The organism is Cupriavidus sp. UYPR2.512, assembly GCF_000379565.1.
Taxonomy (GTDB): Bacteria; Pseudomonadota; Gammaproteobacteria; order Burkholderiales; family Burkholderiaceae; genus Cupriavidus.
Window position 1 is genome coordinate 1 of sequence record NZ_KB903163.1, and the last position, 14610, is coordinate 14610.

11 protein-coding genes are annotated in these 14610 nt (G+C 66.8%); 6 read left to right on the forward strand and 5 right to left on the reverse strand.

Annotated elements, in window-relative coordinates:
* The 5 genes from prpC to A3A5_RS0129110 all read left to right on the forward strand — a co-directional run.
* The coding region (gene prpC / locus A3A5_RS0129090) for a 2-methylcitrate synthase (RefSeq protein WP_018313964.1) at positions 1-834 on the forward strand (834 nt) is incomplete at its 5' end.
* A 122-nt stretch (positions 835-956) separates the two neighbouring features.
* Positions 957-3569, forward strand: a complete 2613-nt coding sequence (gene acnD / locus A3A5_RS0129095; protein WP_018313965.1) for a Fe/S-dependent 2-methylisocitrate dehydratase AcnD — start codon at positions 957-959, stop codon at positions 3567-3569.
* A gap of 60 nt (positions 3570-3629) precedes the next feature.
* Complete coding sequence (gene prpF, locus A3A5_RS0129100) at positions 3630-4820, forward strand: 2-methylaconitate cis-trans isomerase PrpF (protein WP_018313966.1); 1191 nt, start codon at positions 3630-3632, stop codon at positions 4818-4820.
* Positions 4821-4846: 26 nt separating this feature from the next.
* On the forward strand, positions 4847-6301 hold the full coding sequence (locus tag A3A5_RS0129105) for a bifunctional 2-methylcitrate dehydratase/aconitate hydratase (RefSeq protein WP_018313967.1): 1455 nt from the start codon (positions 4847-4849) through the stop codon (positions 6299-6301).
* Between the two features lie 226 nt (positions 6302-6527).
* Entirely contained in the window at positions 6528-7652 is a 1125-nt protein-coding gene (locus A3A5_RS0129110; protein ID WP_018313968.1) for an asparaginase, read from the forward strand.
* Positions 7653-7898: 246 nt separating this feature from the next.
* On the opposite strand, the gene A3A5_RS0129115 is transcribed toward A3A5_RS0129110, so the two are convergent.
* Positions 7899-8369: a PaaI family thioesterase gene (locus tag A3A5_RS0129115; RefSeq protein ID WP_018313969.1), complete on the reverse strand. Its 471-nt coding sequence runs from the start codon at positions 8367-8369 to the stop codon at positions 7899-7901.
* A gap of 352 nt (positions 8370-8721) precedes the next feature.
* Between A3A5_RS0129115 and A3A5_RS0129120 the strand changes: the two genes are divergently transcribed.
* Positions 8722-8973 carry a DUF1289 domain-containing protein gene (locus A3A5_RS0129120; RefSeq protein ID WP_018313970.1) on the forward strand — a complete coding sequence of 84 codons (252 nt, stop codon included), beginning with the start codon at positions 8722-8724 and terminating at the stop codon, positions 8971-8973.
* Positions 8974-8984: 11 nt separating this feature from the next.
* Here the strand turns inward: A3A5_RS0129120 and A3A5_RS0129125 are convergent, their stop codons facing one another.
* The 4 genes from A3A5_RS0129125 to A3A5_RS0129140 all read right to left on the reverse strand — a co-directional run bounded on the left by A3A5_RS0129125 (position 8985) and on the right by A3A5_RS0129140 (position 14547).
* On the reverse strand, positions 8985-9704 hold the full coding sequence (locus tag A3A5_RS0129125) for an MOSC domain-containing protein (RefSeq protein ID WP_018313971.1): 720 nt from the start codon (positions 9702-9704) through the stop codon (positions 8985-8987).
* Positions 9701-10408, reverse strand: coding sequence for a glutamine amidotransferase (locus A3A5_RS0129130; RefSeq protein ID WP_018313972.1), 708 nt, complete (start codon positions 10406-10408; stop codon positions 9701-9703). The genes A3A5_RS0129125 and A3A5_RS0129130 overlap by 4 nt, the downstream gene beginning before the upstream one ends.
* A 121-nt stretch (positions 10409-10529) precedes the next feature.
* Positions 10530-12992: a penicillin acylase family protein gene (locus tag A3A5_RS0129135; protein WP_018313973.1), complete on the reverse strand. Its 2463-nt coding sequence runs from the start codon at positions 12990-12992 to the stop codon at positions 10530-10532.
* 121 nt (positions 12993-13113) lie between these two features.
* Positions 13114-14547, reverse strand: a complete 1434-nt coding sequence (locus A3A5_RS0129140) for an aldehyde dehydrogenase family protein (protein WP_018313974.1) — start codon at positions 14545-14547, stop codon at positions 13114-13116.
* Positions 14548-14610: the final 63 nt, after the last annotated feature.

A 14610-nucleotide genomic window follows, 5' to 3' on the forward strand; every position in this document is an offset into this window, starting at 1 on the left:
GGCGTGTCGGTGCTGGGCACCGTGCTGCCGGAGAAGGAAGACCACAACACCCCGGGCGCGCGCGACATCGCCGACCGCCTGATGGCCAGCCTGGGCTCGATGCTGCTGTACTGGTACCACTACAGCCACAATGGCCGCCGCATCGAAGTCGAAACCGATGATGAGTCCATCGGTGGCCACTTCCTGCACCTGCTGCACGGCGAGAAGCCGTCGGCGCTGTGGGAGCGCGCCATGAACACCTCGCTCAACCTGTACGCCGAGCACGAGTTCAACGCCTCGACCTTCACCGCCCGCGTGATCGCCGGCACGGGCTCGGACATGTACTCGTCGATCGCGGGCGCCATCGGCGCGCTGCGCGGCCCCAAGCACGGCGGCGCCAACGAAGTCGCGTTCGAGATCCAGAAGCGCTACGACAACCCCGATGAGGCCCAGGCCGATATCACCCGGCGCGTCGAGAACAAGGAAGTCGTGATCGGCTTCGGCCACCCGGTGTACACCATCAGCGACCCGCGCAACCAGGTGATCAAGGAAGTGGCGAAGAAGCTGTCGAAGGAGGCCGGCTCGATGAAGATGTTCGACATTGCCGAGCGCCTGGAAACGGTGATGGGGGACATCAAGAAGATGTTCCCGAACCTGGACTGGTTCAGCGCGGTGAGCTATCACATGATGGGCGTGCCGACCGCGATGTTCACGCCGCTGTTCGTGATCGCGCGTACGTCCGGCTGGGCCGCGCACATTATCGAGCAGCGCATCGACAACAAGATCATCCGCCCGAGTGCCAACTACACCGGCCCGGAGAACCTGAAGTTCGTGCCGATCAAGGATCGCAAGTAAGACCGGCTGCCGGTTTGCTCCGCGTCGGGTTGCATTGATCCGGGCCTGCGGGCAAGGGGGTAGTTGGTCGCCGACACGGGGCCACTACCCCTTTTTCATACCTATATTGATTTCCCTACACCATGAATTCTGCAAACCGCAAACCGCTACCGGGCACCAAGCTGGATTACTTCGACGCGCGCGCCGCGGTCGAGGCCATCCAGCCGGGTGCCTACGACAAGCTGCCGTACACGTCGCGCGTGCTGGCAGAAAACCTGGTGCGCCGCTGCGATCCCGCCACGCTGAGCGATTCGCTCAAGCAGCTGATCGAGCGCAAGCGCGAGCTGGACTTCCCGTGGTTCCCGGCGCGCGTGGTGTGTCATGACATCCTGGGCCAGACCGCGCTGGTGGACCTGGCCGGCCTGCGCGATGCCATTGCCGACCAGGGCGGCGACCCCGCCAAGGTCAATCCGGTGGTGCCGGTGCAGCTGATCGTCGACCACTCGCTGGCGGTGGAGTGCGGCGGCTTCGATCCCGATGCCTTCGCCAAGAACCGCGCCATCGAAGACCGCCGCAACGAAGACCGCTTCCATTTCATCGACTGGACCAAGCAGGCGTTCAAGAACGTCGACGTGATCCCGCCGGGCAACGGCATCATGCACCAGATCAACCTGGAAAAGATGTCGCCCGTGATCCACGCCGACCAGGGCGTGGCCTACCCCGATACCTGTGTCGGCACCGACAGCCACACCCCGCACGTGGATGCGCTGGGCGTGATCGCCATCGGCGTGGGCGGCCTGGAAGCCGAGAACGTCATGCTCGGCCGCGCCTCATGGATGCGCCTGCCGGATATCGTCGGCGTGGAGCTGACCGGCAAGCGCCAGCCCGGCATCACCGCCACCGACATCGTGCTGGCCCTGACCGAGTTCCTGCGCAAGGAGAAGGTCGTTGGCGCCTACCTGGAGTTCCGCGGCGAAGGCGCCTCGAGCCTGACGCTCGGCGACCGCGCCACCATCTCCAACATGGCCCCTGAGTACGGCGCCACCGCGGCGATGTTCTTTATCGACGAGCAGACCATCGACTACCTGCGCCTGACCGGCCGCGACGACGCACAACTCAAGCTGGTCGAGACGTATGCGAAGACCGCCGGCCTGTGGGCGGATTCCCTGAAGCATGCCGAGTATGAGCGCGTACTGACGTTCGACCTGTCGAGCGTGGTGCGCAACATGGCCGGCCCGTCCAACCCGCACAAGCGCCTGCCGACCTCCGCGCTGGCCGAGCGCGGCATCGCCGTCGACCTGGACAAGGCCCGCGCGCAGGAAGCCGAAGGCCTGATGCCGGACGGCGCGGTGATCATCGCCGCCATCACCAGCTGCACCAACACCAGCAACCCACGCAACGTGATCGCCGCCGCCCTGCTGGCGCGCAACGCCAATGCGCGCGGCCTGGCCCGCAAGCCGTGGGTCAAGTCGTCGCTGGCGCCGGGCTCCAAGGCCGTGGAGCTGTACCTGGAAGAAGCCAAGCTGCTGCCGGACCTGGAAAAGCTGGGCTTCGGCATCGTGGCCTTTGCCTGCACCACCTGCAACGGCATGTCCGGCGCGCTGGACCCGAAGATCCAGCAGGAAATCATCGACCGCGACCTGTACGCCACGGCGGTGCTGTCCGGCAACCGCAACTTCGACGGCCGCATCCACCCGTACGCCAAGCAGGCCTTCCTGGCCTCGCCGCCGCTGGTGGTGGCCTACGCCATTGCCGGCACCATCCGCTTCGATATCGAAAAGGACGTGCTGGGCACGGACCAGGACGGCAAGCCGGTCTACCTCAAGGACATCTGGCCGAGCGACGAAGAGATCGACGCGATCGTGGCGCAGAGCGTCAAGCCCGAGCAGTTCCGCAAGGTCTACGAGCCGATGTTCGCCATCACCGCGGCCAGCGGCGAGTCCGCCAGCCCGCTGTACGACTGGCGCCCGCAGAGCACCTATATCCGCCGCCCGCCCTACTGGGAAGGCGCGCTGGCCGGCGAGCGCACGCTCAAGGCGCTGCGCCCGCTGGCGGTGCTGGGCGACAACATCACCACCGACCACCTGTCGCCGTCCAACGCGATCATGCTCAACAGCGCCGCCGGGGAATATCTGGCCAAGATGGGCCTGCCGGAAGAGGACTTCAACTCGTACGCCACCCACCGCGGCGACCACCTGACCGCGCAGCGCGCCACCTTTGCCAACCCGACCCTGGTCAATGAAATGGCCGTGGTCGACGGCCAGGTCAAGAAGGGTTCGCTGGCGCGCATCGAGCCGGAAGGCAAGGTCGTGCGCATGTGGGAAGCGATCGAGACCTATATGGACCGCAAGCAGCCGCTGATCATCATCGCCGGCGCGGACTATGGCCAGGGCTCGTCGCGCGACTGGGCCGCCAAGGGCGTGCGCCTGGCCGGCGTTGAGGTCATCGTCGCCGAAGGCTTCGAGCGCATCCACCGCACCAACCTGATCGGCATGGGCGTGCTGCCGCTGGAGTTCAAGCCGGGCGTGAACCGCCTGACGCTGGGCCTGGATGGCACCGAGACCTATGACGTCGTCGGCGAGCGCCAGCCGCGCGCCACGCTGACGCTGGTAGTGAACCGCAAGAACGGCGAGCGCGTCGAGGTGCCGGTGACCTGCCGCCTCGACAGCGACGAGGAAGTGTCGATCTACGAAGCCGGCGGCGTGCTGCAGCGCTTCGCGCAGGACTTCCTTGAGTCGACCCGTGCGGCTGCATAAGCTGTGACATGGGCCCGGGCGGCATGCGTGCCGCCCGGGCCAACCAGGACAAAGATTTCCATGGCCCACGTACCCCAGATCAAAATCCCCGCCACCTATATCCGTGGCGGCACCAGCAAGGGCGTGTTCTTCCGCCTGCAGGACTTGCCGGAAACGGCACAAGTGCCCGGCCCGGCCCGCGACGCGCTGCTGATGCGCGTGATCGGCAGCCCAGATCCCTATGGCAAGCAGATCGACGGCATGGGCGCCGCCACCTCCAGCACCAGCAAGACCGTCATCCTGTCCAAAAGCAGCCGGCCCGACCACGATGTCGACTACCTGTTCGGCCAGGTCTCGATCGACCAGCCCTTTGTCGACTGGAGCGGCAACTGCGGCAACCTGTCGGCGGCGGTCGGTCCCTTCGCCATCAGCGCCGGCCTGGTCGATGCCAGCCGCATCCCGCAGAACGGCGTGGCCGTGGTGCGCATCTGGCAGGCCAATATCGGCAAGACCATCATCGGCCATGTGCCCGTCACCAACGGTGAAGTGCAGGAAACCGGCGATTTCGAGCTGGACGGCGTGACCTTCCCGGCCGCCGAGGTGCAGCTTGAGTTCATGGACCCGGCCGCCGAGGAAGAAGGCGCCGGCGGCGCGATGTTCCCCACCGGCAACGTGGTCGACGACCTTGAAGTGCCGGGCGTGGGCACGCTCAGGGCCACCATGATCAACGCCGGCATCCCGACCATCTTCGTCAACGCCGAGAGCATCGGCTACACCGGCACCGAGCTGCAGGACGCTATCAACAGCGACACCAAGGCGCTGGCGATGTTCGAGACCATCCGCGCCTACGGCGCGCTGCGCATGGGCCTGATCAAGAACGTGGACGAGGCCGCCAAGCGCCAGCATACACCCAAGGTGGCTTTTGTTGCCAAGCCGGTCGACTACGTCGCCTCCAGCGGCAAGAAGGTGGCCGCGGCCGATGTGGACCTGCTGGTGCGCGCGCTGTCGATGGGCAAGCTGCACCACGCCATGATGGGCACGGCAGCGGTGGCGATCGGCACCGCCGCGGCCATTCCCGGCACGCTGGTCAACCTGGCCGCCGGCGGCGGCGAGCGCAACGCGGTGCGTTTCGGGCATCCGTCCGGCACGCTGCGCGTCGGCGCGGAGGCACAGCAGGTGAACGGCGAATGGGTAGTCAAGAAGGCCATTATGAGCCGCAGCGCGCGCGTGCTGATGGAAGGCTGGGTGCGCGTGCCCGGCGACGCGTTCTGACCTGAGCCGCACCCGCGAGGCCGTTCATGTCCACCGGCACGCCGTCCGCGCAACGCCCCGCTCCGGACCAGGTGCTGGCCGACATCGTCGACTATGTCACCCGCTACGAGATCAAGAGCGGCCTCGCCTACGATATCGCCCGCAACTGCCTGATCGACACGCTCGGTTGCGGGCTCGAAGCCCTGTCCTACCCGGCCTGCACCAAGCTGCTGGGTCCCATCGTCCCGGGCACGGTCGTGCCCAACGGCGCGCGCGTGCCGGGCACCCAGTTCCAGCTCGATCCGGTCCAGGCCGCGTTCAATATCGGCACGATGATCCGCTGGCTGGACTTCAACGACACCTGGCTCGCGGCCGAATGGGGTCATCCCTCGGACAATCTGGGCGGCATCCTGGCCACCGCTGACTGGATCTCGCGCAACAACGTCGCCGCCGGGCGCAAGCCGCTGACAATGAAGACGGTGCTGGCGGCGATGATCAAGGCGCACGAGATCCAGGGCTGCATCGCGCTGGAGAATTCGTTCAACCAGGTCGGGCTGGATCACGTGGTGCTGGTCAAGGTGGCCTCCACTGCCGTGGTCGCGCAGATGCTCGGCCTCACGCGCGACGAGATCCTCAATGCCGTGTCGCTGGCCTGGGTCGACGGCCAGAGCCTGCGCACCTACCGCCACGCCCCCAACACCGGCAGCCGCAAGAGCTGGGCCGCCGGCGACGCCACCAGCCGCGCGGTGCGGCTGGCGCTGATCGCCCGCACCGGCGAGATGGGCTATCCATCGGTGCTGACGGCAAAGACCTGGGGCTTCTACGACGTGCTGTTCAAGGGGCAGCCGTTCCGCTTCCAGCGGCCGTACGGGTCGTACGTGATGGAGAACATCCTGTTCAAGATCTCGTTTCCGGCTGAATTCCACGCACAGACCGCGGTGGAGGCAGCCTTGCAGCTGCACGGCGCGCTGGCGCTCGCGGGGCGCAGCGTGGCCGACATCGCCGCCATCACCATCCGCACCCACGAGGCCTGCCTGCGCATCATCGACAAGCAGGGTCCGCTCAGCAATCCGGCGGATCGCGACCACTGCATCCAGTACATGGTGGCCGTGCCGCTGCTGTTCGGCCGCCTGACCGCCGCCGACTACGAAGACAATGTTGCCGCCGACCCGCGCATCGACGCGCTGCGCGGCAAGATCACCTGCGTGGAAGACCCCGCACTGACGCGCGACTACCACGACCCCGGCAAGCGCTCGATCGCCAATGCGCTGACCGTGACGCTGGCAGACGGCACCGTGCTGGACGAGGTGCTGGTCGAATACCCGCTCGGCCACAAGCGCCGCCGTACCGAGGGCATCCCGCTGCTGGTAGAGAAATTCCGCACCAACCTCGCCCGCCGCTTTCCGCCGAAACAGCAGCAGGCCATCCTGGCCGCGTCGCTGGGCCAGGCGCGGCTGGAGGCCATCCCGGTCAATGAGTACCTCGATATGTATGCGATCTGAGTTATCGCCCTGGCACTTTCATGCCGAATCGGCATAACCCTTGCGCGCATCTCCCGCACAAATTTCTCCTGACGTATAGTCTCTGCCGCTGCCTGAACCGGGCCCTGCAACACAGGCCCCGTTGCCGCAGCCACTGACTGAACACGGACGGCACCATTCCACCCATAAGGTATGTCGGGCCGAATCCAGTACGGGCCACACGTTCGTATAAATACCGAGGAGAACCATGAAGCAAATCACCCGCATCACCACGCTGGCCGCCGCCCTGCTGTCGGCGAGCCTGATCACCGGCGCTGCCCACGCGCAGCTCGCACCCGCCGCACAACCTGTTGCCGCACCCGCCACGGCCCAGGCCGAAGCCCGCAAGGCCAATATCGTCATCATCGGCACCGGCGGCACCATTGCCGGCGCCGGCGCATCGGCGACCAACACCGCGGCCTACCAGTCCGCCGTGGTGCCGGTCGACAAGATCATCGCCTCGGTGCCCGAGATCTCCAAGGTCGCCAACGTCAAGGGTGAGCAGATCTTCCAGATCGGTTCGGAAAGCTTCAATAACGAGCGCCTGCTGAAGCTGGCCAAGCGCGTATCGGAACTGCTCAAGCAGCCGGACGTGGACGGCATCGTCATTACGCACGGCACCGATACCATCGAGGAAACCGCTTACTTCCTGAACCTGACGCTCAAGAGCGACAAGCCGGTGGTGGTAGTGGGCTCGATGCGCCCGGGCACCGCGCTGGGCGCCGATGGCGCGCTCAACCTGTACGACGCCGTGCTGGTCGCGTCCAACCCTGCCTCCAAGGGCAAGGGCACGCTGGCCGTGCTGAACGACGAGATCCACACCGGCCGCGACGTCACCAAGAGCAACACCTTCAAGACCGAGACCTTCCGCTCGCCGTTCGGCCCGCTGGGCTACGTGGTCGAAGGCCGCACGCTGTTCTACCGCCTGCCGGCGCGTCCGCATACGCTGCAGACGCAGTGGGACATCGACAAGATCGACAAGCTGCCTGAAGTGGCAGTGGTCTACGCTTACGGCAACGTCAATCCGGCCGCGGTCGACGCCGCGGTGAAGAGCGGTGCCAAGGCCATCATCTATGCCGCCACCGGCAACGGCAGCGTCGGCGACTACATGGTCGAGTCGCTCAAGGCCGCGCGCGCCAAGGGCGTGCAGATCGTGCGCGCCTCGCGCACCGGCAGCGGCGTGGTGGTTCGCAATGCAGAGCAGCCGGACGACAAGTACGACTGGATCGTCACCGACGACCAGCTGCCGCAGAAGGCACGCATCCTGATGGCGCTGGCACTGACGCAGAGCAACGACACCAAGGCGCTGCAGCAGGTCTTCTGGAAGTACTGACGGGTTCGTGGAGCAAGCGGTATCGCCGCTACCAGACGCTCCTGCCCTCTCCCCCGGCCCCTCTCCCGCACGCGGGAGAGGGGGGCAAACCGGCGGCTACATCGCGTTCCTCCACGAAGCTGCCCCCTTTGCATTGGGAGCAGATCGCGCCAGTGTACTGGCGCGCCTGGGTGTGACCGTGAATTTCCGGCGGTTAATTGCATTTAATGGGTTTGAAAACGGACGCACGATGCGTCCGCTCCGGATTCAGAACATGGCACTGCTCATCAATGCCTTGGCCACCAGTACGCCCTCGTCCGGCGCTTGCGCATAGACCGACACGTCGGTGACCACCTGCCGGCGCCCACGCCGCACCACCATGGCCACCGCGCGCAGCGCCGCGCCCTGTGCCGGGGCCAGGTACTGGATGGACAGCGAACTGGTCGCCCCGCCCTTCACTTCGTCGGCACTGGCGCCGGAAGCTGCCGCCGCGGCGCCGGCAATATCGATCAGCGTGGCAATGACGCCGCCATGGACGATGCTGCCATGGGTCACGTTGGTCGGCAGGAACGGCATCTCCAGCTCGACATGTTCGGGCGCCAGGCTGGCCAGCCGCACGCCGAGTGCGCGCGCCACGGGGGAGCCGATCAGCACGTTGTCGACCATGGCGCGCATGCGGGGGTCAACGGTGACTTGGCGATCGTGCTGGAGGGGCAAGTTGGCGATGGCTTGAGGCATGGGCGGCTCCGGTCAGCATTGTGCAAGGTCGTGCATGAAGCGTATCCGGCTGGCAGGGCATGCTCAATTACCCGTCGCGTAGTTGTGACGTGCCCAAGCATTTAGGGGACGTGCCATTCACATCCATGGCTAGATGACGCATCTTTGCACACACGAATACACATCGGATTGACAACCCATGAAAAGCGCCATGAGACACGGAGCGGGTTCCTTGCCCGCGCAGCCCTGGCAGCGCTTGCGCAAGAACGCTAGGCGCAGGCGCGCGGCCCTGTCGCAACAAAGGTTGGGGCCGGGTATCACCGCCCAACCCTTATAATGTCCCCCCGTTTCACCCCCAATCCCTCCCGTCACCATGCCGTCGCCTTCAGAATCCGCCCCGCTCCGCCCTGAACCGGACCACGGCACCACGGATTCCACGCTGTCCGAGCGCCCGGACAGCCCCTGCATCGGCATCTGCTCGACGCTGTTCGACGAGATCTGCCAGGGCTGCGGCCGCACCGCTTCCGAGGTCAGCAACTGGGTATTCTTCAGCGAAGAGGAAAAGCAGGTGGTCTGGGAGCGCATTACGCGCGAAGGCACGGGGAAGCGGTTCCGCCAGGGCTGAGGCGGCGGCGCTCAGCCGCCCGCCAGCCGCCGCTCCATATCTTCGATTTCGCGCCGTTCCATGCGCTGCCTGGCAAGCTTGCGCCAGTTCTCGGCCAGCGGTGCCAGCTCTGACATTTCCGCGAGCGCGGCATAGTCCAGCCGGTCGACATACAGCACCTGCAGCAGGCGCTGCAGCGACCATCTGGGACAGGGGCGCCCCACCAGTTCCAGCGTATCGCCCGCCGCCACGTCGCCAGTCTCCAGTACACGGTAGTACCAGCCGGTGCGCAGGCTTTGCTGCACGGCGCGCGACATGCCTGCATAGCCGAATCGATGATTGAGCTTCCAGCACGGCTGGCGTGCCTGCGATACCTCCACCAGCGCCGTGCCCAGACGGAAGCGGTCGCCGATGCAGACCGCGGCCTCGGTCAGCCCGGTGGTGCTCAGGTTCTCGCCGAAGGCGCCCGGAACGCCGAGCACGCCGTTGCCTTGCGCACCCTGCGCGGCCAGTTCCTCGCGCCACGCCGGGTAATGATCGAAGGCGTAGTGGTGCAGCGCCTTTTCCGGGCCACCGTGATGGCGCGGATCGCCCTGCCCGTCGCCTTCAAGTCCAAGCGCAGTCACGCGAATCCGCCCGTCAGCTGCGGCCTTGGCGATGCCGCTGGGCACGCCCCTGGGCCCGAACGGGCGCACCTGTCCCGTCAACACGGCGCCGATCACCGCGCGCACAGGCGATGCCGGCTGGCTCATAGCCCGGCTTCCTCCAGCCAGCGCGCGAACATGCGCTCGCCCGCGGCCGCCACCGTGGCACCGGCTTCGGCAGTACGCGCGCGGATGGTGCGCGGATCGATGCCGGCCTTGGCCAGCTCGACGGTGTGGCCGATCAGCCAGGCCTCGATATCGCGCGGCATGACCTCGGGGTGGAACTGCAGCGCCAGCACCTGGTTGCCGATGGCGTAGGCCTGGTTCTGTACCGCGGCGGTGGATGCCAGCCGTTGCGCGCCGGGTGGCAGGTCGAAGGTATCGCCATGCCAGTGCAGCACCTCCCAGTGGGCGGCGGCCAGTTCGGCCAGCGCGGAATCCTGTCCCGCCGGTGTAGGCGAAATCGGCGCCCAGCCGATCTCGCGCGTGCCCGCGTAGACGCGCGCGCCGGCAGCACGCGCGATCAGCTGCGCGCCCAGGCAAACCCCGATCATCTTGCCGCCAGCCGCCAGGCGTTGGCGGATCAAGGCGATCTCGGCCTCCAGCCAGGGATAGGCATCGGTTTCATAGACACCGATGGGGCCGCCGAGGATCAGCAGCAGGTCGGCCGGATTGTCCGCGATGGGTGCCAGGTCATCGACCCCGGCCTGGAACACCTGCAACGCGTGCCCGCGCGCGCGCAACGCATTGCCGATCACGCCCGCATGTTCGAATGCGACGTGCTGGATCACATGGGTGGTACGCGTTGCCATCGGGGACTCCTGCCGGTCGAAAGGGGTCCCCATGGTAGCGTCAATTGCTGCACCCCGCGAAGACCATGGCAGGATGGCGCCTATTTGCGAGCATTCTCAGCACGGCATGTCATGCCATGCGCTATTTGGTCGCAGCCGGCACCAGGATCAGCGTATCTGGCGCAAGCTGCTGCGGCGGCGCAGGCATGGGCGGAATGGTCACATACTCGACCGCCGCCCATTTGCCGGCCCAGTCGCGGTAGCGCGGCAACAGCGCGTTGCCTGACTGCCCGGTGGAGTCCATGAACCGCGACGCCCCCAGGTCCGCCAGATCATAGAGCGCACGCACGCTGGCCGCGTGGGTGTTCTCGAACGGCGCCTTGTCGTCGCGCAGGTTGTGCCGGCCGACATTGACCGTATAGGTGTCGCCGCCGGTCGGCACGCGCAGGTTGAACAGCGGCGACAGGTACGCGACCTTGCCGAAGGGCTTGTGCTCGGAGCGGGCCGTGTGCGCCTCGCCCCAGCGCCAGCGGGCGGAGTCGTCGCCATAGCGGCGCGACAGGTCCGCCATGGCCTGGGTCCAGGCGTCCGCGATGGCGTCGTCGCAGGTCTCGGCCGGGCGCGTATGCTGCCGGTCGCACCAGAACGCGCCCAGCGTGCGCGGATCGCGCAGGATGTTGAGCATGGGCTGCTGCACGTTGCGCTGCTCCCACATGCGGGTAAAGATCGCCTCGCCCGCCTTCTCCTCGAACAGCCGCCGCGACAGCTCGCGCAGCCAGGCGGTGACCACCAGCGGCTCGGCGCGCGCGGGGTCCATGGTGCCGTCCCACTTGCGCAGCGCTTCGAGCAAGGCGCGTTCGCGCTCGGGCCGCGCTGCATCGCGGCTGACGGGCGCGGCCAGCAGCAGCGGCAAGGCATCGCGCACGGCCAGCGAGACCACGTCTTTCTGGATTGCCGCAAAGCTGTCGAAGCTGTGCCTGGGCGTGGCCGCCAGCAGCGCGTTGATCCGGTCAAAGCGATACGGCACGGTCCATTCGCTGGTGATGAAGTACGGGTAGTCCGGCGCAACGATGCGCTGGTTGGCCGTCACGATCACGCCGTCCGCCGGGTTGTAGCGGTGCGGCAGTGCTTCGAACGGAATAAAGCCGGTCCAGTCGTAGCGCGCGTCCCAGCCGGGCGCCGGAGCCAGCCCTTTGAGGTCGTTGTCGGCCCGGCGCAGCGGCACGCGTCCGGGCGCATAGAAGCCGATATTGCCGTCGACATCGGCATAGACAATGTTCTGCTGCGGCGCATGGAAGTCGCGCAGCGCCGCAGTGAAGCCGGCCCAGTCGCGCGCCTCATTCATCCGCAGTCCCGCCTGGAAGGTGCGGTCGTCCGGGCGCAGCGCGGTCCACTGGAAGGCCACCACATACTGGGCGCCAAGCGGTCCTGCGGCAGCTGAAAGCGGCTCGGCCACATCGGAAATCACCGGGCCGTGGCGCGTGGCGCGGACCTTCAGCACCACGTCCGGGGCCCCCTTGACGTGGATGGTCTCGGTGCGGGTCTCGAGTGCGGCCCAGCCGTCCGGGGTCTGGTACTGGGTGTCGTTGCCGGGGCGCAGCCGCTCGATATACAGGTCCTGCACGTCGGGCGCGGTATTGGTCAGCCCCCAGGCGATGCGGTCGTTGTGCCCCAGCACCACCAGCGGCATGCCGGGCAGCGTGGCGCCGGTCACGTCCAGTCCTGGCGCCGTCATCCTGGCGAAATACCACAGCGCGGGCGCCTGCAGCCCCAGGTGCGGGTCATTGGCCAGCATCGGCTTGCCCGATTGCGTGTGCGCGCCCGACACCACCCAGTTGTTCGAGCCCATGCCCTCGACATATCCCGGCGGCGCTCTGTCGCCGACGCTGGCCATGGCATTCGCCAGCGGTGCCAGTTGCCTGTACAGATGGCCGTAATCCATGGTGCGCAGCGGCTGCTCGCCCGGATACGGCGCCAGCAACTCGCTGATGCGGGCCACCGGCAGCACTTGCGCCAGCCGCATGCGCAGGGTTTCCTGGGTCCAGTTGCCGCCCAGGTCCCAGGCCATCATGGTCTGCCAGCCCAGCGTATCGGCCGGCTCCCAGTGCTCGGGCTGCGCGCGCAGCAGCAGGAATTCGGGCGGCAGCGGGCCCTTGCGATGGTCGATCCAGGCATTGACGCCGTCGGCATAGGCCTGCAGCGCGGCACGGGTCTCGGGCGAGGCCTGCGCCAGGATGGCTTCGGCATTGCGCCGCACGCCCAGCGTGCGCAAGAACTTGTCGGTATCGAGCGCGGATGGCCCCAGGATCTCCGCGAGCCGGCCTGCCACGACGCGCTTGTTCATCTGCATCTGCCACAGCCGGTCCTGTGCATGGACGTAGCCCAGCGCAAACCAGGCGTCCGCCTTGCTGGCGGCGCGGATATGCGGCACGCCATGACCGTCGCGCACGACCGTGACCTGTTCGCGCAAACCCGCCAGCGCTTCCTGGCCGGAAGCAGGCGGCTGCGCCGCATGGCGATACCAGACCAGGGCCCCGGCAGCGCCGGCCACCGCCAGCACCAGCAGCCCCACCACAAACCTGGCCAGCCGACCAAACCAGCGCATCGTTGCTCCCCCAATGACTCTTGTCGTTATGTTGTGCGTGTTTCGCGCGCATTATCCGCACGAAAAAATGCCCGGACCAGCCGGGCATTTCCCATATTGCATCAACGCCCTCAGCCCCGCATCAGGCCGCCGGCTTCTTCAGCTGCAGCGACTTGTACTCCAGGAATTCCTCCAGGCCGTACTTGCCCGCTTCGCGCCCGTTGCCGGACTGCTTGTAGCCGCCAAACGGCGCCTGCATATTGAACGGGCCGCCGTTGATATCGACCTGGCCGGTGCGGATGCGGCGCGCCACGCGGATCGCGCGTGCCTCGTCACCGGACCAGACCCCGCCGCCCAGGCCATAGATGCTGTCATTGGCGATGCGCACCGCGTCTTCCTCGGTGTCATAGCAGATGATTGACAGCACCGGCCCGAAGATCTCTTCCTGCGCCACGGTGGCACGCGGCTCCACCTTGCCGAGCACGGTCGGCTTGACGAAGAAGCCCTTGTCCAGCCCTTCCGGGGTGTCCGGACCGCCAGCCACCAGCTCCGCACCCTCTTCCAGGCCGCGGCGGATGTAGCCGGTCACACGGTCCTTCTGCACCGCGGAAATCAGCGGTCCCAGCTTGCTGGTTTCCTGCAGCGGATCGCCCACGGTAAAGCCCTCGACCACCTTCTGCGCGATCGCCTTCACTTCATCGTAACGGGCCCGCGGCACCAGCATGCGGGTGTGCGCCGAGCAGGTCTGGCCGGAATTCAGGAAGCAGGCATTGATGGTGCCCTTCACCGCCGACGGCAGGTCGGCGTCGTCCAGGATCACCGAAGCGGACTTGCCGCCCAGCTCCAGCGCCACGCGCTTGACGGTCTGCGAGCCCAGTTCCGACACGCGCTTGCCGGCGCGGGTCGATCCCGTGAACGACACCATGTCGACTTCCGGGTGGCTGGCCAGCACCTCGCCCACCACCGGGCCATAGCCGGTTACCAGGTTGAACACACCCGGCGGCAGGCCGGCGGCCTCGATCACCTCGGCCAGCACGAAGGCACTGAGCGGCGCCACCTCCGAAGGCTTGAGCACCACGGTGCAGCCGGCGGCCAGTGCCGGCGCCACTTTAAGCGTGATCTGGTTGAGCGGGTAGTTCCACGGCGTGATGGCACCCACCACGCCCACGGGCTCGCGCACCACCAGGGAGTTGCCGACCTCTTCCTCGAAGCGGAATCCGTCCAGCAGCTTGGCGGCCTGGCCCCAGTTGTAGACCGGTCCGCCCACCTGGATCGCGCGCGCCAGCTTGATCGGCATGCCGACTTCGCCGGCGATCAGCTGGGCCAGCTCTTCGCTGCGTGCCTTCAGGCCTTCGGCGATCTTGGCGATATAGCCGGCACGCACCGCCGGCGGCGTGGCCGACCAGCTGTCGAAGGCCGCGCGGGCCGCCTGGATGGCATCCTCGGCGTCGCGCGCCGAGCCTTCGGGGATGGTGCCCATCACCGCCTCGGTGGCGGAATGGATAACGTCGATCTTGCCGTTGCCGTGGGGAGCGACCCACTTGCCGTTAATAAAGAGTTTGTCTCGTTGTTGCATGGCCACAGTTCTCGGTTTGGTGAATTGGCGATTGCAATTTTTTGTTACTTTTATGGTGCATGC